Genomic DNA, 18,663 nt, shown 5'->3' on the forward strand with positions numbered 1-18,663 from the left:
TAAATGAGCACAGATACAAAAACAGAAGTAAAAAACAATGAGCAAGTAGCACAGGTTAACGAGTATATTAAACAAGTACTTGCTTTAATCGAAAAACAAGAAGTAACAGCAGAAGAAGCACAATGGGTAACGAAAGAAACAGTTGATAACTTCCGTGACCACGTGAACCCAGGCTTCCTTTCTTACCGTAAAACAGTAACAGAAGGCGGACAATTCGCAGCAGTTGAATGGTCTGATAGCGGTTCTTGCTTTACTGACATTAACGGTAAACAATACATTGACTGTCTTGGCGGCTTCGGTATTTATAATGTTGGCCACCGTCATCCAAAAGTAGTGAAAGCTGTAACGGATCAATTAAACCGTCAAGCGCTTCACAGCCAAGATTTACTTGATCCGCTTCGTGCGATGCTTGCTAAAATTTTAGCAGACATTACACCTGGCGATCTGCAATACTCTTTCTTCACAAACAGTGGAACAGAAAGTGTGGAAGCCGCATTAAAATTAGCAAAAATGTACAGTGATCGCTCTACGATCATTTCAACAACACGCTCTTTCCACGGAAAAAGCTTAGGTTCACTTTCGGGTACTGCTAAAGGAGTATTCCGTAAGCCATTCCTTCCGCTTATCCCTGGATTCCGTCATGTGCCATACGGCGATATCGACATGATGAGAAAAACATTTGAATCTTGTGCCCTTGTCGGCGAAGATGTAGGCGCAGTCATCTTAGAACCAATTCAAGGTGAGGGCGGTATCATTATTCCTCCAGCAGGTTACTTGAAACAAGTAAGAGAATTGTGTGACGAGTACGATGTTGTCTTGATCTTTGACGAAGTGCAAACAGGTATGGGCCGTACAGGAAAAATGTTTGCGGCTGAGTTATATGAAGTAACGCCAGACATTATCTGTCTTGCAAAAGCGTTCGGCGGCGGTGTAATGCCAGCTGGAGCAGTCGTTGCAAACGAAAAAGTATTCAAAAACTTATTCGACAATCCATTCATGCATACAACAACATTCGGTGGTAACCCACTTGCATGTGCGGCAGCGATCGCAACAATTGGTGTATTAATCGAAGAAAACCTTCCAGAAAGAGCAGCTGAAGTTGGCGAGTACTTCTTGAAAGGCTTGAAAGAAGCAGCAGCTGAGCATGGAGATAAAGTATTAGAAATCCGTGGCCAAGGCTTAATGATCGGTATTGAGTTCCATAAAGATGAAATCGGCTATGAAGTATCAAAAGGTATGTTTGACAATGGCATCCTTGTAGCTGGTACACTAGTTAACTCTAAAACTATTCGTATCGAGCCGCCATTGACAATCAGCTACGAAGAAGTAGATACAGTTATTAATACATTCAAAGAAGTATTGGGTAAAGTAGCTGTACAATAAAAGAGAAAATCCCCGGTTTGAGTATCGGGGATTTTTTATTTAGGAAAGAATGGGACAATCCTAGATAAAATAAATGCTCTTTATTTTAGATAAATGAACTTCTTTCACGAATTATCACTATTCTTCCACGATAAAGCCGCTGTTCTTACTTAAAAAACGACCCTCCATACAGGAGGATCGTTTTGTTTAGGAAGTAAATTTCAACCCGGCTACACCTAGCACAATAAATAGAAGCGAAACAAATTGAAATTTATTGAGTTTTTCTTTAAACCAGATGATACTGACGAGCGTAATACCGACAGTGCCGATACCGGTCCAGACGGCGTAGGCAATCCCTGCGGAAAGCTCTGACATCGCTCTTGATAAACAATAGAAGGAGAAGATAAAACCAATGACCATAACAGCGATCGGCCATTTTCTTTTTGTGCCGTTCACATATTTCATGGCAATCGTCGCAATGACTTCTTCAAAACCAGCTAGAACTAAAAAGATCCAACTCATTGATAATCACCTCTGCTTTGGTCTTCCCGTGTAGAGGTAGATAATTTCATGCCGGCTACTCCGGAAAGCAGCAAGGCAACAAATACTAACTGAATGAGGGAGAAAGGTTCTCCTAAATAAATTCCCATGAAATACGTTCCAGCGGTACCGATGCCGACGAAAACAGTGTAGGCAGCTGCCAGCGGGATCGTTTTATATGAACGAATGAGCAGAAGGAAGCTGGTCGCAATCAACACTGTGACGACTGCCCAATCCGTTAGAGAATCGGCATGCTTCAAACCTGTAGCCCAAACGACTTCTAATACACCTGCAATTAATACGATAAACCAACTCAATGTAAGCACCTCAGTTATGAATGAATGTCATTCATTTTTTAATTAAAATTGAAACGCTTCAGGAAGCGTCTCTATTATTTAGCGGGAAAGTGATCGCTGTAAAAAAGAAAAGGTTGTTTCTTTACAAGCAGCTAAATCTCTTTCTTCTTCAGCAATATAAAAGCGTTCAGCAGCATTTTCAATCAAGTTAATAATGAGCCGGGCGGTCCAGTTAATATCAATGTCCGCAATGATCTCTCCCTTGCTGACGGCTGCGCGCAACACATCCTCTAACCAATCGTAGTATGGAGTATAAATTGTTTCCCATTTTTCCATTGAATGCACGATGGCAAGGCCAGAGTAACACAAAATAATAACATCTTTATAGGACTGGGTTAATTCAAACGTTTCATCAATCAGGGTTTGAATGATTTCCCAAAATTCACTTTTATGTTTTGTTTCGCTTTTAATTTTTTCCAGCGTCAAGCTAAGTAAATCCTCTGCAATAGCAGGGATTAAATCTTTTTTGGAGGGAAAATACAAATAAAAGGTTCCCTGGGCCACTCCCGCCCGTTTCACAATGTCTGTGATTGAAGTTTGATCTAACCCCTTTTCAGAAATGACCTCGATCGCCGCTTGAAGAATCTTATTATACTTCCCATCACTTTTCACCCGCATGTTGAATCCCCCGATAATAATGACTGAATATCATTCATTTTACAATATTTTCTTTTACCTGTCAAGTTCGCTAAAAAGATAAATTTCTACTTGAGATTTCTCTAATATATATTATAATGATAAACTGATTGTAAACTTATAGTTTCATAAAAATAAACTTTGTTTACTGGAAGTTTACTAAATATAAACAAATCGAGGATTAAGAGGATGGAAATCGGAAAGAAAATTAAAAATCTGCGATTAAAAAAGGGGTTAACGCAAGAGGAGCTTGGCGAAAGGACGGATTTAAGCAAAGGATACATTTCCCAGCTGGAACGGGATTTAAGCTCTCCTTCAATAGAGACTTTTTTTCACTTGCTGGAAGTGCTAGGTTGTTCTCCGAAAGACTTTTTCGATGATGAGAAACGAGAACAGAAGGTCATATATGGAGAGGAAGACCAAACAGATTACATCGATGAGGAAAAGGGATACGAGATTCAGTGGCTTGTTCCGGAATCAAATGAGAAAGAAATGGAGCCAGTTAAGCTTATTCTGCAAAAAGGCGGCCAATTTAAAAGATTTGAGCCGTCACTAGCTGAAACATTCGGTTACGTATTACACGGCCGGATTAAGGTGCTGATTGGCAAGCAGGAATACATAGCTAAAGCAGGGGAAGCCATTTATTTTCAATCATCCGAAGAACATCAAATTATGAATGATTTTGATGGTCCGTCTGAACTCATTTTGACAGTGACGAAATCCTATTTGTAGGAGAAAAGGGAGGGCATTATGGAAAAGGAAGTCATCATTCGCTTTGATAATGTGACGAAGCGCTACGATAGCGACACAGTGGTACTAGATCATGTGAGCTTTGAAATTGAGCGAGGGAAGTTTTATACACTGCTTGGGCCTTCCGGTTGTGGCAAGACAACGATTCTGAGGCTGATTGCCGGCTTTACAGAAGCATCGGAGGGGGACATTTACTTTAATGGAAAAAGAATCAACCAAGTGCCTGCAAACAAGCGGCAGGTGAACACAGTCTTTCAGGACTATGCTCTTTTTCCACACCTAAATGTGTATGAGAATGTCGCTTTTGGATTGCGGATTAAAAAAGTGAAACAAGCGGAAGTAGACCGCCGGGTGAAAGAAGCCCTTCGTTTCGTGAACTTAAGCGGCTACGAAAATAGGGAAATTACCGAAATGTCCGGCGGGCAGCGTCAGCGGGTGGCGATTGCTCGGGCAATTGTGAATGAGCCAGAAGTAATTTTGCTGGATGAACCATTGTCTGCGTTAGATTTAAAGCTGAGAACTGAAATGCAATATGAGCTCCGTGATTTGCAGAAGCGTCTCGGCATTACCTTTATTTTCGTTACTCATGATCAGGAAGAGGCGCTTGCTATGTCGGACGAAATATTTGTTCTCCATGAAGGCAGAATCGAGCAAAGCGGTACGCCAACAGATATTTATGATGAGCCGATTAATCGTTTTGTCGCGGATTTTATTGGTGAATCCAATATCGTTCCCGGTAAAATGATCAAAGACTTTGAAGTAGAATTTGCAGGGAAGGTATTTGAGTGTGTCGATCAGGGGCTGAATCCAAATGAATCAGTGGAAGTGGTGATCCGTCCAGAAGATTTGGAGATTACTTCATGGGATGAGGGCAAGATCCAAGTGAAAGTAGACTCCCAATTGTTCCGCGGCGTTCACTATGAAATGCTTTGTTATGATGAGGCAAAGAACGAGTGGCTCGTTCACTCAACGAAGAAAGCGATAGTAGGCGAAGAAATCGGACTTAATTTTGAACCGGAAGCGATTCATGTCATGCGTCTCGGTGAAACAGAAGAAGAATTCGACAAGCGGTTGGAATCCTATCAAGAGGCCGGACATGAACAGTAAGACGCGTCTGTTTTACTTGCTGCCGTACGCACTTTGGATTGGTCTTTTCGTCGTTACGCCTATTCTGCTTGTTGTCTACTATTCTTTCTTTGATTTACACGGAAACTTTACTTTTGCCAATTACAAGAAATTATTTACGTTTGTCTACATGAAAATGATCGCCAGTTCTTTCTGGTATGCCTTTTTAATCACAGTCTTCTGCCTGTTGATTGCTTATCCTGCAGCTTACTTTATTACGAAAACGAAATATAAGCAGCTGCTGCTGTTGCTTGTTATTTTGCCTTCATGGATTAACTTATTGTTGAAGGCCTATGCTTTCCTTGGCATTTTTAGCACGTATGGAGCAGCGAATAACTTTTTAGAAGTGGTTGGTATCGGAGCGCAGCAAATCTTGTTTACTGATTTCAGCTTTGTGTTTGTTTCCGTTTATATTTTTATTCCATTTATGCTGCTGCCTATTTTTAATGCACTAGATAAACTGAATCCAACTTTAATAGATGCTTCACGAGACTTGGGAGCTTCCGCGTGGACGACATTTCGGAAGGTTGTCTTTCCGCTTACGTTAAGCGGTGTGAAGTCAGGCGTGCAGGCTGTGTTCATTCCAGCGTTGTCCCTATTTATGATTACCCGCCTGATTGCCGGTAACCGGGTGATCACGCTTGGCACGGCGATTGAACAGCATTTTCTAGTGACACAGGATTGGGGAATGGGATCAGCTATTGCTGTGTTTTTGATTATTACGATGTTTGTCATTATGATTGTGACCGGAACGAGAAAGCGGGGGATTCAATAAAATGAAAAAGAAGTCCATTTGGCCAAAAGTCTACCTGGCTTTTATCTTTATCGTTTTATATGCTCCCATTTTTTATTTAATGTTTTATTCCTTTAACAGCGGCGGTACGATGAATAACTTTGAAGGCTTTACGCTCGATTGGTATAAGGAGCTGTTTGGTGACAAAAGATTGTTGATTATCGTATTAAATACCATTATTGTGGCTCTTTTATCGGCCGCTATTGCAACGATGATTGGTGTGATTGGTGCTCTATCCATTATATATATGAGGAAAAAGGCGACTAAACAAGCGCTTCTATCATTAAATAATGTGTTGATTGTAAGCCCTGACGTTATTATCGGTGCCTCATTTTTGATTTTGTTCACCATGGCCGGCATTAAATTAGGGTTTACATCGGTGCTATTATCGCATATTGCTTTCTCTATTCCGATTGTGGTGATTATGGTACTTCCGAAGTTAGAAGAGATGAGCATGTCTTTGATCGATGCAGCCCGTGATTTAGGGGCGAGTCCATGGGATGTGTTATCGAAAGTCATTCTGCCTTATATTTCACCAGGGATTTTTGCTGGCTTTTTCATGGCCTTGACGTATTCACTTGATGATTTTGCAGTAACCTTTTTTGTGACGGGTAACGGCTTTAGTACGTTGTCAGTAGAGATTTACTCATTGGCTCGCCGGGGCATTTCGTTAAATATTAATGCGTTGTCTACGCTATTATTCTTATTTACAATTATCCTTGTGGCCGGCTACTACTTTATTATGCAGCGAAACAGCCGGGCAGCTGGAGCGGGGGTGCGGAAATGAGTAAATTAATCCGTGCATTCATTGCTATATTTGCGATCGCCTTTTTATTAATGTATGCTGTTTCGGTATTAAATGGATCAGACAAGAAAACAGCGGGGAATACGTTAACAATCTATAACTGGGGAGATTATATTGACCCTGAACTGATCAGCCAATTTGAGAAAGACACCGGCGTAAAAGTCATCTATGAGACATTTGATTCCAACGAAGCGATGATGACAAAAATTGAGCAGGGCGGTACGGCTTATGACATCGCTGTGCCTTCTGAGTATGCGATTGATAAGATGAAAAAAGCTAATCAGCTGCTGCCGCTTGACCACTCAAAGCTTCCGAACTTGAAATATATCGACAAACGGTTCATGGATCTTCCGTTTGATCCGGACAATCAATACTCGATTCCTTATTTTTGGGGAACAGTCGGTATTATTTATAACAAAGATCTGATGGAAGGAAAAGAAATCAAGGCGTGGAATGATCTCTGGAGCCCAGAGCTGCGCAACAATATTTTACTTGTCGATGGAGCCCGTGAAGTAATGGGAATGGGCTTAAATTCCCTTCATTACTCATTGAACGACAAGAACAAGGAGCATTTACTAGAAGCAAAGAGAAAGCTTGATGAATTGACTCCCAACATTAAAGCGATCATCGGGGATGAAATCCGTCTGTTGATGGAAAATGACGAAGCGGCTGTAGGCGTTGTCTGGTCAGGGACGGCCTCAGAAATTATGGCAGAAAAGGATAATCTGGAATACGTTGTGCCAGAAGAGGGATCCAATCTTTGGTTTGACAATATGGTCATCCCGAAAACAGCTAGAAATCTGAAAGCCGCCCATCAGTTCGTTAACTTTATGCTTGATCCGAAAATAGCAGCCCAAAACGCGGAGTATGTGGGCTATTCAACACCGAATCAAAAAGCGCTTGAGTACATGCCGAAAGATGTGGTGAACGATCAACGCTTCTACCCAAGTTCTGAACAAACGGAGTATCTTGAGGTATATGAAAACTTGGGAGCCGATATGTTAGCTTACTATAATGAGCTGTATCTTCAATTTAAAATGCATAAAAAATAATCCTAAGGCGTCCGAAGCACCAGCTCGGACGCTTTTTTGCTGTATTGTCATATGCCTGCTGCTCCAGAGCAGTCGGCTCCGCTTTTCTCTGTCTAGCTGCAGGCGCTAGCACGTACGGCGGTTTCGAAAAGCTTGCGGGAGTCAAAGAGCGACTCCAGCAACTTTCCTCCAACCTCCTATCGCGCTGAGCAAGCGCCTTCCGCATTTCTAGTGTCCAGCTGCAGGCGCTAGCACGTACGCTGATTTCGCTCACTCTGTCGAAGTCTGAAAAGCGCCTTCTCGTCGAGAGCTCCAATCCGCTATCGTGCTGAGCAAGCGCCTTCCGCATTTTTCTAGTGTCCAGCTGCAGCGGCCAGCCCGTACGGCGGTTTCGGTCTCTCTGTCGGAGTCAAAGAGCGACTCCTTGTCGAGCCCTCCAACCTCCTATCGGGCTGATCAGGCCGCTTCCGCTTTTCTTTCTCGGTCTTAAGGATGAGAGAAAGTTCCATCTCGGGCTCGTTATAGGAGAGGTGAAAGCGAGGTAAGATGAAATCAAGATATCGAAGGGAGGAAATACAAATGAAAAAGGTGATGTTATTTTGTATCGGAGGGCTTGCAGCTGTCGTAGCCGTTGCCAGTGCAGGACCGGTACTTGGCCTTGTCGCATGTGCAGCCATTATGTATGTGGCATGGAAGCAGTACAAACAAGCTTCTACGAAAGGAATCAAGTTCTTTTGGGGGGCAGCAGGGATCATCGCATTTTTAGCAGCAGTCGGCAACGTGCCAGCTCTGCTTGGCGTTGCCGCTTTAGGAGTTCTGTATATGGTTTATAAAAAATGGCAGGAAGATGATGAAAGTTTTGTGGGCGTGGCAAGAGAAGAAGATCCATTCATGAATTTTGAAAGACAATGGAGCCAATTAAAAAAATAAATCGGTGAGGAGAGATTGAGATGACAGGAATTTTTACAAAAATTAAACGGACGATCGAGGCGGAGCTGTTCGATATAGTAGAACAGAAGGAGCAAAAAAATCCAATTGCGATGTTGAACCAATATTTACGGGAAGCTCAAAAGGAAACAGACAAAACCATCAAGCTGCTAGAGCGGCAGCAATTATTGAAAAAGGAGTTTGAACGTGAATACCAGGATGCCGTTCGTATGCGGGATAAGCGTTTAAAGCAAGCCCAGCTTGCGGCTGAGGCGGGAGAAGAGCAGCTGGAGGAGTTCGCTATGCGAGAAGCAGAGGTGTATAAAGAGCGAGCTGCTCGTTTGCAGCACTCCATCACGATCGCTGATGAGCAAATTATAAAGCTTGAAAGCAAGACCGAAGAAATGAAACATAAGCTGAAAGATATGAATGTTCGCCGCCTTGAGTTAATGGGTCGTGAAAATGCAGCGCGAGCGCATTACAGCATGAGCAAAGTGTTAAATGAAGACTTAAATGATCATCATCCATTTGGCCGATTTGAAGAGCTGGAGCAGTACATTGATGAATTGGAAGGAAAAGTGAATAAGAAGTATGAAACATCATTAATGGATGCTCGTCTTGCTGAGCTAGAGCGCCAATTTTACCGGGAAGAAAAGAACACACAGCAGGCCTAAAACATGCTATGATTAACAATTGAAGAGAGTGAAACAAACCCGTCATGACGGGTTTGTTTTTACATTGCTGCATCGCTGGATCGAGGAAGGAGGAAAAAGAATGTCACCATTTAAAAGAACCGATATGTTTACCGTATTTTTACTTGCTGCCCTCATCATTATTTTAATTGAGGCGACATTTTTTCATAGTGATTTTGTGTTTTCCCTCTTCTTCGGAGTAGCTATGATTTATTTCGGAAGAAAGTGGAATGCTAGCTGGTTTGGCAAGCTGTTATTTTGGTTTGGAGTCTTTTTATCCATCATGATGATTCTAAGCATGATGAGTTTACGAATGCTTGTTTTAGCCGCTTTAATTTATATGTTGTATCGCTTTTTCCAATCAAAGAAAGAACCGACACGCTTCACAGCATCAGTAGACACGGTTAATTCTATGCCGATGGAGCCGGGTGAATCCATTAAGCATTCTTTTTTAAAAAATAAGTTATTCTCTGTTCAGTCTACCCCAGAGCATTCATATGAATGGAAAGACATTCATATTCAAGGAGCGCTCGGCGATATTACGGTCGATGTGAGCAATACTGTTTTGCCAAAAGGAACCGCTATTATCTCGATTAGACAGATGATTGGGAAAGTAAAGGTCGACATTCCGTATGAAATTCCCGTGCGCATTCGCTTTTCGACCATTGTAGGTAACGCTCATTTGTTTCAACGTTTCCCGGTTCCTCTTTGGAATGATACGTTATATTTCGAAGATGAACATTATAATGAGCAGGAAGGTGCAGAAACAACAATTGTTCTTCTCATCTCCACCGTGATCGGCGATGTGGAGGTGAATCGGGTATGAACATTTTTGCGAAGCAAATTCGGCAGGTTTTTTTGGCTGTTCTTTTTGTAAGCGGCGTTCTCATTGCCGCCTTTGAAATGAGTTTTCCACACCCGACATGGAGGGACTACTTCGAGCAGAAGCTGTTTGACCTTCCACTCGCGGTGTTTATAGCCGCGGTGGCGGTCGGCACCGCTTTCTTATTTGGTGCATTGTACGGATGGAGCCAATGGGTGTCTTTAAAAACACTCGACCAACGGCTTGATTCGCTTATTTCTGGAAAAGAGGCTGAAGAGAAAGATCGCAATATGCTGTCTGCTGATTTTTCAAACATTGAGCAAAAGTTTCAGCAGCTTGAGCGGGTTGTTGCTGAACAAAAGCAAGCAGCCCGGCGTCTTGCCAGAGAAAAGGCGGAAAGCCAGGAAACGCTCATTCAGGAGATGGTTTCGCAGGAAAGACAGCGGCTTGCGAGAGAGCTGCATGATTCGGTTTCGCAACAGCTATTCGCAGCCTCCATGATGATGTCGGCTATTAACGAGAACCGTGATTCCGCGCCATCAATGGAAACGAAACAGCTGGCCATGGTAGAAGAAATGATTCAGCAGTCCCAATTAGAAATGCGGGCGCTGCTTTTGCATTTGCGGCCGGTTCCATTGAATGGAAAGTCTCTAAAAGAGGGGATTGATGATCTTCTCGTTGAATTGACACAAAAAGTACCCTTGGCTATTCACTGGACGACAGAAGAAATTAGCATGGACCGGGCAATGGAGGACCACCTTTTCCGAATTGTGCAAGAATCGATTTCTAATACGCTGCGCCATGCTAAGGCCAGCCGATTAGACGTGCTGAACGTATGGAGAAATGGTTTTGTCATTTTACGGATTAGTGATGATGGAGTCGGCTTTGATCCGAAACAGACAAAGATGGGCTCTTATGGCCTGCAAAATATGCACGAGCGCGCCATTGAAATTGGCGGAACATTAAAAATCGTTTCATTGCCGGCTCAGGGAACGAAGCTCGAAGTCAAAGTACCGCTCTCAAAGCAGCACCCAGATCAGACACAAACAGAAAAATCAGAAGAAAAGGTGGAAATGAACGAATGATAAGAGTTCTTCTCGTAGATGATCATGAAATGGTGCGCATTGGCGTGTCTGCTTATTTAATGGCCCAGCCGGATATTCAGGTAGAAGCCGAAGCGGAGGATGGGGAAAAAGCAGTGTCGGCTGCCCTCGAACTAAAGCCCGATATTATTTTAATGGATCTGGTTATGCCAAAAATGGACGGAATTGAAGCAACTAAACGAATTGTTGAAAAGTGGCCTGAAGCCAAAATTATTATTGTGACAAGCTTTCTTGATGATGAGAAGGTGTACCCGGCATTAGAAGCAGGAGCAGTGAGTTACATTTTAAAAACTTCAAAAGCAAGTGCCATCGCAGAGGCCATCCGTAAAACATACGGAGGGGAACCGGTACTAGAGCCAGAAGTAACTGGTAAAATGATGAAGCGCATGCGCCAGGGACAGACGGTTCCCCTTCACGAAGAATTAACGGAAAGGGAACGGGAAGTGCTGCTGCTGATCGCCCAAGGGAAATCGAATCAGGAAATTGCCGATGAACTGTACATCTCTTTAAAAACAGTGAAGACCCATGTGAGCAATATCTTATCGAAGCTTGAGGTGAACGATCGGACACAAGCTGTCATTTATGCTTTCCAAAACCGGCTTGTCCATTAGGGATTAAGGAATTAAATCGCCAATGGAACGAAAGAGGAACCGGATAAACATCCACAAAATCCGAAACGGCCATAAAATAATTTGACATAGAAGCTCTTCAAATAAAAACTCAAATAAATCAGACGCTCCTTCACGGATGCGTCTTTTTTTCTTTTTAGGGGGTTTTTGAGGCATCGTTTTTCAGTCCTTTGTATAGTCTGTCTCTCTATACGGCTGATCGGGAAAAAAGTTTCGCTCATAATCAGATAGATTTGGCTAATAAAGCACCAGCTTTGGCTAGTAAAATCCTATTTTTCGATTATAAAATCTGTACATCATCCTTTTGTGGAAAGTGTACGGATTTTCCCCTTTATTTTTTGGGCATTTTTGTACAAAAAGACCATAGTTTATAAATGTAAAAGAAGATAGAGTAAAGGTACGAAAAAGTTTGCTAAGACAGCAAGAAGAATGGAAGGGATGGTGATCCATTTTCATGCGCTATCAATCGCAAAGAATTGCCCAAATTCCGCCGTACATGTTTGCTGAATTCAATAAAAAGAAAAAGATGATGCAAGAAGCGGGAGTAGATGTGATTGATTTAGGGATAGGAGATCCGGATTTGCCGACTCCGCAGCATATTACAGATAAACTGGCGGAAGAGCTTGCCTATCCGGAAAATTTTAAGTATCCCAGTTTCATTGGCTGCCTCGATTTTAGAAAGGCAGTAGCTGAATTTTATAAGCGGGAATTTAACGTGGATGTAGACCCGGAAACAGAAGTGCTGGCTTTGATTGGTTCAAAAGAGGGACTCGCCCATTTGGTACCGACAGTGATTGATCCGGGAGAAATTGTGCTTGCGCCGGACCCTGGCTATCCGCCATATCGTATGGCAATTTCTCTTGCAGGCGGACAATTATATACGATGCCGCTCTTACAGGAACATAATTTTGAACCTAAATTTCAGAATATTCCTGAAACGATTGCAAATCAAGCCAAGCTGATGTTTTTAAATTATCCGGGTAATCCAACCGCTGCGACGGTTGACATGAATTTTTTTCGTCAAGCGGTTGTATTTGCAGAAAAGCACCAAATCGTCATTGCTCATGATGCTGCTTACAATATGGTGACCTTCGGCGATTACCGGGCACCGAGTATTTTACAAGTGGACGGAGCAAAAAAAGTCGCTGTGGAGTTTGGATCCTTATCAAAAACGTACAGCATGACGGGCTGGCGGATTGGCTATGTAGTTGGCAATAAAGAAGTCATTAAAGCGTTGTCTATCTATAAAAGCAATACAGATACTGGCCAATTTACTCCGATCCAGAAAGCGGCCGCTTATGCTTTAACGGGCAGCCAGGAGTGTGTGAAGGCAAACAATGAAGTGTACGCTGAACGGATGAAAGCGATGACGACGGCTTTGAAAGCAATCGGCGTCAAGACAGAGGAAACACGCGGCACATTCTTTATTTGGGCACCGGTGCCAGGTGGCTACACATCAGCCGAATTTGCCAACCGTGTCCTAGAAAAAACAGGCGTGATTATCACCCCGGGTGATGCGTTTGGAACACATGGCGAAGGCTATTTCCGCCTTTCGTTGTCTGTACCGACTGACCGATTGACAGAAGCGATTCATCGCATGAAAAAAGAGCTTACCATTATCACAAATTAAGGGGAGAGATCATTTTATGAGTAATCAAACAGTAAAAGACGCAGCTCAAAAAGAGACAGCAGTGAAAAGATATTTAAACTTTATTAACGGTGAATGGGTAGAATCTGAATCAGGAAAATACACACAAAACACGAATCCAGTAAACGGCGAAGTATTGGGCGAAGTCGTCGCTTCTACAAAAGCGGATGTCGATAAAGCCGTCCAAGCGGCAAAAGAAGCACAAAAGAAATGGCGCCTTGTTCCAGCTCCTGAGCGTGCTGATCTATTATATAAAGTGGCTGATTTATTAAAAGAACGCAAAGAGGATTTAGCTCAAGTGTTAACAACAGAAATGGGCAAAGTGATTGCGGAAGCAAGAGGAGAAGTGCAGGAAGCGATTGACATGGCGTTCTATATGGCGGGTGAAGGCCGCCGTATGTTTGGCGACACGGTTCCGTCTGAGCTTCGTAATAAATTTGCGATGAGCGTTCGCGTTCCGGTTGGAATTGCGGGATTAATTACGCCTTGGAACTTCCCAATCGCGATCGCTTCCTGGAAGTCACTGCCGGCGCTTGTCACTGGAAATGCCGTTGTCTGGAAGCCGGCGTCCGAAACGCCATTTTTAGCTGGGGAATTTGTAAAAATTTACGAGGAAGCTGGACTGCCAAAAGGACTCTTAAATCTTGTCTACGGCTCTGGAAGCGAAGTAGGAAATGCCATTGTAGAGCATCCAGATATTGATATCGTTTCATTTACGGGCTCTAATGAAGTCGGTAAGCAGATTAATGGCCGTGCTGGTGAGCTCTTAAAACGTACATCGCTTGAAATGGGCGGAAAAAATGCTGTCACCGTACTTGAAGATGCGGATATTGATCTTGCGGTAGATGGGATCATTTGGAGTGCATTCGGAACGAGCGGACAAAGATGTACAGCCTGCAGCCGTATTATTGTCCATGAGTCGGTGAAAGCAGAGCTGGAGCAAAAGCTGCTGAAACGCATGGAAACGTTGAAAATCGGTGACGGACTTGATGAATCCGTGGATGTAGGGCCTGTTATCAACCGTGCATCTCTTGAGAGAATTCATGAATATGTAAAAATCGGCAAGGACGAGGGAGCCAAATTGTTAAAAGGCGGCGAGATCCTCACTGAGAATGGTTTGGATAAAGGAAACTTCTATGCGCCAACTTTATTTACAGATGTAAAATCTGATATGAGAATTGCCCAGGAAGAAATCTTTGGTCCGGTTGTTTCCATTATCCCAGTGGAAAGCTTAGAAGAAGCGATTGAAGTGAATAACAGCGTAGAATTCGGTTTATCAAGCTCCATTTTCACGGGTGACATAAATCGTGCGTTCCAAGCGATGAGAGATTTGGATACAGGTATTGTATACATCAATGCCGGAACAACAGGGGCCGAAATCCATCTGCCATTCGGAGGAACAAAAGGAACTGGAAACGGCCATCGTGATTCAGGTGTTGCTTCATTAGATGTTTATACTGAATGGAAGTCTGTTTATGTAGACTATAGCGGTAAGATTCAACGTGCCCAAATTGATAACTATTAATTTTTCCTAGACTACACAAAAAACAAGCAGGAGTGCCTCGCATATAAGCGCGATTGCATTTCTGCTTGTTTTTTCACAAAGACATGATTAGGTCGTGCGAGCGGGCTGTTCATTTACTTCCTCGTAACAGCGAATAGCCATGTAAAGCAGCATGCAGTCTTGAAAGCTGCCTGTATCGATTGCGGTTGCTTCGCTGATTTTTTCTAATCGGTAAATAATTGTATTGCGGTGAATGAACATGTTGCGGGCTGCTTCACTTAAATTTAAATTATATTGGCAGTATTTTAAAAAAGTTGTAGCTAGTATATCGTAATTATCCAGCTCGGCGAGCGGCTGAATAATGTTCAGGAGTTTTCTTTGGAGGTCAGGTGTAATTTCTTTCGGCAACAGCTGGAAAGTTGTCTGCTTTTCGTTGTAAATAAAAATGCCTGATTCGGCAGCCTTTTTTCTCCCGAGAATCATCGCTTTTTCAGCATTCCGAAAAGAGTCCGCAATGCCACTAATTCCCTTTTGAATGTCACCAATGGCGATGGAAGCAGACAAATGATATTTTGTCTCCAAAAAGTTATTTAGCTTAAGAAGCTTCTGCTCTAAGGAGGAAACGAGAGCCTTGTAGCTTTGTTCGGCAGCAGTAGGTTTTACAATGAGCAGCTGCTCAATGTTAATAAAGGAAACAATATCTTCTTCGGAATCACGAAAAATTAAATAAAGATAATCCAAGAGGTCCCGTTGAAAGTAGGGGAGTGAATAAGGATCCTGAAGTTCGTTGGAGACCGCTTGTGTATGTATAGGACGATGAATGTCTATTAGAATACAAGTCCGGCAGAGATTTTGATTATAACCGAGAGTTTTGGCATATTGAATCATCCGTTCGTCTTGCTCATCCGTCTCATAATGGATAATTTGCTGAATAAACACTTCGACCATTTTAGACTCCAGCTCTTTCATTTCTTTATGGAAAGCATCCTGGCACATCATTTCTACCTGGTTTTTCACAAGGTGAACGTATTTTTCAACTTCTGCAGGTTCTCCGACAATGCCAAGTACGCCAACAGCTTTGTTGTTAATCATAATAGGCACAGAGACGCCGGGAAGGATTTGTCCAATTCCTTCATTGCGGCAATTAATTAATCCTTTTTTTCTAATAACATCAAGGGAAGGACGGTGGAAGAGTCCTAATCTTTCCTTATCAGTGGACCCGATAATATACCCTTCATTGTCTGTGATGCTGATGGGATAACCTAAAACAGCGCTTGTTTTTTCCGCGATGTCTTGAGCGATATGCTCTAAAATTTTCACTGACAGCACCCCTTATTTGGTAAAAATGCTTGGTGATCAAAAATAGAATATTGACCAGATTATATCATATTTTTTGTTATAAATAGACAAACTATTTAGAATTTTAAAGAGAAGGCAGGGAATGAAAATGGCGAATTTATCCGGTGGTCAGGCAATCGTAAAAGTAATGGAAAAGGAGGGAGTAAGAAAAGCATTTTGTGTACCGGGCGAAAGCTATCTCGGAGTAATTGATGCCCTTTATGAGCACCCCTCTATTCAACTGATTTCCACCCGTCATGAGGGAGGCGCTTCTTTCATGGCAGAAGCTTATGCAAAGGCATCAGGCGGGACAGGGGTTTGCATGGCGACACGAGGACCGGGAGCGGCTAACCTTTCCATTGGCCTGCATACCGCCATGCAGGACTCCACACCGCTTGTCGCTTTAATCGGTCAAGTGGAGCGGCCGTTTAAAGGGAAGGAAGCTTTCCAGGAGGTAGACTTTACTGCTTTTTTCAGCCACTTATGTAAATGGGCAGTAGAAATTGAATCTGTTGAACGCATCCCTGAGTTGCTTCATCGGGCATTTTATATAGCGAGATCCGGCCGGCCTGGTCCAGTCGTTGTTTCCCTTCCTCATGACATGCTCGAGGATACAGCTGAATATATCGAGCAGCAAGTGCAACAGGAATCAGTACCTGTACCGTCAGATGAGGATGTTCGCACAGCGCTTGAAAAAATTCGAACAGCGAAGCGGCCTGTTGTCATTGCCGGAGGAGGCGTGACACGAACAAAAGCAGCTGATTTGCTCGTCCGCTTCGCTGAAAAGATGAATGTTCCCGTTGTGACAGCTTTCCGGAGGTTTGATGCTTTTCCGAATAGCCACTCTCATTATGCTGGATCGTTAGGTTTCGGTTCAGATAAAGGGCTGCTTGACTACATTAAGCAGGCCGATCTCGTCATTGCCTTAGGCACCCGCTTTTCGCAAGTCACGACACAGGACTATACGTTGCTTGGAGAGAAGACAAAGCTGATTCAGGTTGATATTTCACCGGATAGCATTGGTAAAGTGTATTCCCCTATTCTCGGTATAACCGCGGATGTAAAACAATTTTTACAAAAGGCAATAGAGATGGCGATTCCCGTAAAAGACGAGGCAAAAGAGCGGGGAGTTGCGAATTTGCACGCAGCGTATCTTTCTTTTTCTTCTGCTCCAAAAGATTACACAGACCAATACGTTGATATGGACGGTATGCTTTATGACATTGTGCAAGCATTTCCACAAGACGCTATTCTAACAAGTGATGCCGGCAACTTTTTCGGCTGGCTCTCCCGTTATTATCGTTTTGATTGTCAAAATACGTACATCGGCCCGACATCGGGAGCAATGGGGTACGGGTTGCCAGCTGCCATTGGAGCTAAAATAGCCCAGCCTGATAAAATGGTCGTTTCTTTTTCTGGAGACGGCGGCTTCATGATGACGATGCAAGAACTCGAAACAGCTGCTCGCTTCAACGTTCCTGTAATAGCCATTGTGGTGAACAATAATATGTATGGAACGATCCGGGCTCACCAGGAAAAGCATTTTCCGGGCCGAGTCGTGGCAACAGAACTGTCCAATGCCAATTTCGCCGAACTAGCCAAATTATTCGGCTGCTACGGAGAGCAAGTAACGAAGAATGAAGATTTTCTGCCAGCTTTAGAAAAGGCAAAAGCGAGCGGGCGTCCAGCGGTGATCGAAGTGTTGACGAATCCAGCCATTTTGTCTGCCAGCCAATCAAAAGTGATTCATTCAAATGCAGAAAGGATCAATTAATCTAGCATGTAGTATTGAAAATAGACTTTGTTTATAACCTCGGCGGTGCTGAATAATAGCACCGCTTTTTTGACTTTCTAAAACAAGATGATAGATTAACAGGAAGTGGAAATGATAGAGTAGTATATATGGAAAAAGGGGGATTTGCTGTGTATGTAGTTCACTCCACATTCTCTGTGAGGGATAACCAGGCAGAAGAAGTGATTTCAATCTATCAAAATCGTTCACGTTTAGTAGATAAAGCAGAGGGATTTCAATATTTTTTGTTATTGCAAAATGATAAAAAGCCTGGTGAGTTAACGGTTCAATTAGCTTTTGAATCAAAATCCTCCTATTTAGCATGGGTCCGAAGTGAAGAATTTAAAAAAATTCATGAGCTAGAAAAAAATTATCCGGATAAAGAATTATCAGCCGTTATTCCAACAGTCCGCCAGTTTCAAGTGGTGGCAACATGAAGAAGGATTGGAAAGTGTCATTAGCTGAAAAAGCAACGGCTGAAATTTATAAGCGTGAACCTGCTCTCCTTTCTCGTTTTGGAGAGAAGGGGAAGGCGAAGTGTTTAGAAGATAACGAGCATCATATTAAACAATTGGAAACAGCTTTGCTGTTAGACAACAAACAATTTTTTATTGATTATGCCATTTGGCTGAACGGCATCTTAACGAAGCATGGCATGAATAGCCAGCATTTGATTGATAATTTTACGATTATTCAGCAGCTGTTAATGAAGAATGGAGAAGAAGAAAACGAAAGAGGTCTTCTTTATTTAGATGAAGCTGTGTTAGCGTTGCAGCAATGAATTAGATTGTTAACTGCTAGAAAGGTAG

At 42.8% G+C, this 18,663-nt stretch carries 20 protein-coding genes; 16 read left to right on the forward strand and 4 right to left on the reverse strand.

The genetic code is table 11. The features are described from left to right. Positions 1 to 3: 3 nt before the first annotated feature. The gene (locus AC623_RS01095) at positions 4 to 1,383 is read left to right on the forward strand and encodes a putrescine aminotransferase (RefSeq protein ID WP_049659637.1); all 1,380 of its coding nucleotides are present in this window, start codon (positions 4 to 6) and stop codon (positions 1,381 to 1,383) included. A 186-nt stretch (positions 1,384 to 1,569) separates the two neighbouring features. Here AC623_RS01095 and AC623_RS01100 read toward each other — a convergent pair whose 3' ends face one another. From AC623_RS01100 to AC623_RS01110, 3 genes are all read right to left on the reverse strand, one after another. Beyond that, positions 1,570 to 1,884, reverse strand: coding sequence for a DMT family transporter (locus tag AC623_RS01100; protein ID WP_049659639.1), 315 nt, complete (start codon positions 1,882 to 1,884; stop codon positions 1,570 to 1,572). Further along, positions 1,881 to 2,219, reverse strand: a complete 339-nt coding sequence (locus tag AC623_RS01105) for a DMT family transporter (RefSeq protein WP_049659640.1) — start codon at positions 2,217 to 2,219, stop codon at positions 1,881 to 1,883. The genes AC623_RS01100 and AC623_RS01105 overlap by 4 nt, the downstream gene beginning before the upstream one ends. A 78-nt stretch (positions 2,220 to 2,297) precedes the next feature. Next, on the reverse strand, positions 2,298 to 2,876 hold the full coding sequence (locus AC623_RS01110) for a TetR family transcriptional regulator (RefSeq protein WP_049659641.1): 579 nt from the start codon (positions 2,874 to 2,876) through the stop codon (positions 2,298 to 2,300). 207 nt (positions 2,877 to 3,083) lie between these two features. On the opposite strand from AC623_RS01110, the gene AC623_RS01115 reads away from it, so the two are divergent. From AC623_RS01115 to AC623_RS01170, 12 genes are all read left to right on the forward strand, one after another. Then, positions 3,084 to 3,626 (forward strand): helix-turn-helix domain-containing protein, encoded by a 543-nt coding sequence (locus AC623_RS01115; RefSeq protein WP_049659644.1) that lies wholly within the window; start codon positions 3,084 to 3,086, stop codon positions 3,624 to 3,626. An 18-nt stretch (positions 3,627 to 3,644) separates the two neighbouring features. Then, positions 3,645 to 4,751 carry an ABC transporter ATP-binding protein gene (locus AC623_RS01120; RefSeq protein WP_049659646.1) on the forward strand — a complete coding sequence of 369 codons (1,107 nt, stop codon included), beginning with the start codon at positions 3,645 to 3,647 and terminating at the stop codon, positions 4,749 to 4,751. Further along, on the forward strand, positions 4,741 to 5,544 hold the full coding sequence (locus tag AC623_RS01125) for an ABC transporter permease (protein ID WP_049659649.1): 804 nt from the start codon (positions 4,741 to 4,743) through the stop codon (positions 5,542 to 5,544). Before AC623_RS01120 ends, AC623_RS01125 begins: the two co-directional genes overlap by 11 nt. 1 nt (position 5,545) lies before the next feature. Continuing rightward, entirely contained in the window at positions 5,546 to 6,349 is an 804-nt protein-coding gene (locus AC623_RS01130) for an ABC transporter permease (RefSeq protein ID WP_049659652.1), read from the forward strand. Then, entirely contained in the window at positions 6,346 to 7,419 is a 1,074-nt protein-coding gene (locus tag AC623_RS01135; protein WP_049659655.1) for an ABC transporter substrate-binding protein, read from the forward strand. Before AC623_RS01130 ends, AC623_RS01135 begins: the two co-directional genes overlap by 4 nt. A gap of 558 nt (positions 7,420 to 7,977) precedes the next feature. After that, complete coding sequence (locus AC623_RS01140; RefSeq protein ID WP_049659658.1) at positions 7,978 to 8,328, forward strand: lmo0954 family membrane protein; 351 nt, start codon at positions 7,978 to 7,980, stop codon at positions 8,326 to 8,328. A gap of 20 nt (positions 8,329 to 8,348) precedes the next feature. After that, a complete protein-coding gene (locus tag AC623_RS01145) occupies positions 8,349 to 8,999 on the forward strand; it encodes a PspA/IM30 family protein (RefSeq protein WP_049659661.1) in 651 nt (216 codons plus the stop codon). 100 nt (positions 9,000 to 9,099) lie between these two features. Next, the gene (liaF, locus tag AC623_RS01150) at positions 9,100 to 9,843 is read left to right on the forward strand and encodes a cell wall-active antibiotics response protein LiaF (protein WP_049659663.1); all 744 of its coding nucleotides are present in this window, start codon (positions 9,100 to 9,102) and stop codon (positions 9,841 to 9,843) included. After that, on the forward strand, positions 9,840 to 10,925 hold the full coding sequence (locus AC623_RS01155; protein ID WP_049659665.1) for a sensor histidine kinase: 1,086 nt from the start codon (positions 9,840 to 9,842) through the stop codon (positions 10,923 to 10,925). The genes liaF and AC623_RS01155 overlap by 4 nt, the downstream gene beginning before the upstream one ends. Next, the gene (locus AC623_RS01160) at positions 10,922 to 11,554 is read left to right on the forward strand and encodes a response regulator transcription factor (RefSeq protein ID WP_049659667.1); all 633 of its coding nucleotides are present in this window, start codon (positions 10,922 to 10,924) and stop codon (positions 11,552 to 11,554) included. Before AC623_RS01155 ends, AC623_RS01160 begins: the two co-directional genes overlap by 4 nt. Before the next feature lie 472 nt (positions 11,555 to 12,026). Further along, positions 12,027 to 13,202, forward strand: a complete 1,176-nt coding sequence (locus AC623_RS01165) for an LL-diaminopimelate aminotransferase (RefSeq protein WP_049659669.1) — start codon at positions 12,027 to 12,029, stop codon at positions 13,200 to 13,202. 61 nt (positions 13,203 to 13,263) lie between these two features. Then, positions 13,264 to 14,745 (forward strand): aldehyde dehydrogenase family protein, encoded by a 1,482-nt coding sequence (locus AC623_RS01170; protein ID WP_082174503.1) that lies wholly within the window; start codon positions 13,264 to 13,266, stop codon positions 14,743 to 14,745. Positions 14,746 to 14,832: 87 nt separating this feature from the next. Here AC623_RS01170 and AC623_RS01175 read toward each other — a convergent pair whose 3' ends face one another. Further along, a complete protein-coding gene (locus AC623_RS01175; protein ID WP_049659672.1) occupies positions 14,833 to 16,044 on the reverse strand; it encodes a CdaR family transcriptional regulator in 1,212 nt (403 codons plus the stop codon). Positions 16,045 to 16,171: 127 nt separating this feature from the next. Here AC623_RS01175 and AC623_RS01180 point away from each other — a divergent pair, with 127 nt between their 5' ends. From AC623_RS01180 to AC623_RS01190, 3 genes are all read left to right on the forward strand, one after another. Beyond that, on the forward strand, positions 16,172 to 17,836 hold the full coding sequence (locus AC623_RS01180) for a thiamine pyrophosphate-dependent enzyme (protein WP_442853550.1): 1,665 nt from the start codon (positions 16,172 to 16,174) through the stop codon (positions 17,834 to 17,836). A gap of 149 nt (positions 17,837 to 17,985) precedes the next feature. Then, positions 17,986 to 18,291, forward strand: coding sequence for an antibiotic biosynthesis monooxygenase family protein (locus AC623_RS01185; RefSeq protein ID WP_049666139.1), 306 nt, complete (start codon positions 17,986 to 17,988; stop codon positions 18,289 to 18,291). Continuing rightward, complete coding sequence (locus AC623_RS01190; protein WP_049659677.1) at positions 18,288 to 18,635, forward strand: hypothetical protein; 348 nt, start codon at positions 18,288 to 18,290, stop codon at positions 18,633 to 18,635. Before AC623_RS01185 ends, AC623_RS01190 begins: the two co-directional genes overlap by 4 nt. Positions 18,636 to 18,663: the final 28 nt, after the last annotated feature.

This window comes from Bacillus sp. FJAT-27231 (assembly GCF_001183975.1).
In the GTDB taxonomy this organism is placed as follows: domain Bacteria; phylum Bacillota; class Bacilli; order Bacillales; family Domibacillaceae; genus Pseudobacillus; species Pseudobacillus wudalianchiensis.

What these genes read in the sequence shown, in the direction of transcription:
- AC623_RS01095 (WP_049659637.1), top strand. Translation starts at nt 4, where the DNA reads ATGAGCACAGATACAAAAACAGAAGTAAAAAACAATGAGCAAGTAGCA.
- AC623_RS01100 (WP_049659639.1), bottom strand. Translation starts at nt 1,884, where the DNA reads ATGAGTTGGATCTTTTTAGTTCTAGCTGGTTTTGAAGAAGTCATTGCG.
- AC623_RS01110 (WP_049659641.1), bottom strand. Translation starts at nt 2,876, where the DNA reads ATGCGGGTGAAAAGTGATGGGAAGTATAATAAGATTCTTCAAGCGGCG.
- AC623_RS01115 (WP_049659644.1), top strand. Translation starts at nt 3,084, where the DNA reads ATGGAAATCGGAAAGAAAATTAAAAATCTGCGATTAAAAAAGGGGTTA.
- AC623_RS01120 (WP_049659646.1), top strand. Translation starts at nt 3,645, where the DNA reads ATGGAAAAGGAAGTCATCATTCGCTTTGATAATGTGACGAAGCGCTAC.
- AC623_RS01125 (WP_049659649.1), top strand. Translation starts at nt 4,741, where the DNA reads ATGAACAGTAAGACGCGTCTGTTTTACTTGCTGCCGTACGCACTTTGG.
- AC623_RS01130 (WP_049659652.1), top strand. Translation starts at nt 5,546, where the DNA reads ATGAAAAAGAAGTCCATTTGGCCAAAAGTCTACCTGGCTTTTATCTTT.
- AC623_RS01135 (WP_049659655.1), top strand. Translation starts at nt 6,346, where the DNA reads ATGAGTAAATTAATCCGTGCATTCATTGCTATATTTGCGATCGCCTTT.
- AC623_RS01140 (WP_049659658.1), top strand. Translation starts at nt 7,978, where the DNA reads ATGAAAAAGGTGATGTTATTTTGTATCGGAGGGCTTGCAGCTGTCGTA.
- AC623_RS01145 (WP_049659661.1), top strand. Translation starts at nt 8,349, where the DNA reads ATGACAGGAATTTTTACAAAAATTAAACGGACGATCGAGGCGGAGCTG.
- liaF (WP_049659663.1), top strand. Translation starts at nt 9,100, where the DNA reads ATGTCACCATTTAAAAGAACCGATATGTTTACCGTATTTTTACTTGCT.
- AC623_RS01155 (WP_049659665.1), top strand. Translation starts at nt 9,840, where the DNA reads ATGAACATTTTTGCGAAGCAAATTCGGCAGGTTTTTTTGGCTGTTCTT.
- AC623_RS01160 (WP_049659667.1), top strand. Translation starts at nt 10,922, where the DNA reads ATGATAAGAGTTCTTCTCGTAGATGATCATGAAATGGTGCGCATTGGC.
- AC623_RS01165 (WP_049659669.1), top strand. Translation starts at nt 12,027, where the DNA reads ATGCGCTATCAATCGCAAAGAATTGCCCAAATTCCGCCGTACATGTTT.
- AC623_RS01180 (WP_442853550.1), top strand. Translation starts at nt 16,172, where the DNA reads ATGGCGAATTTATCCGGTGGTCAGGCAATCGTAAAAGTAATGGAAAAG.
- AC623_RS01190 (WP_049659677.1), top strand. Translation starts at nt 18,288, where the DNA reads ATGAAGAAGGATTGGAAAGTGTCATTAGCTGAAAAAGCAACGGCTGAA.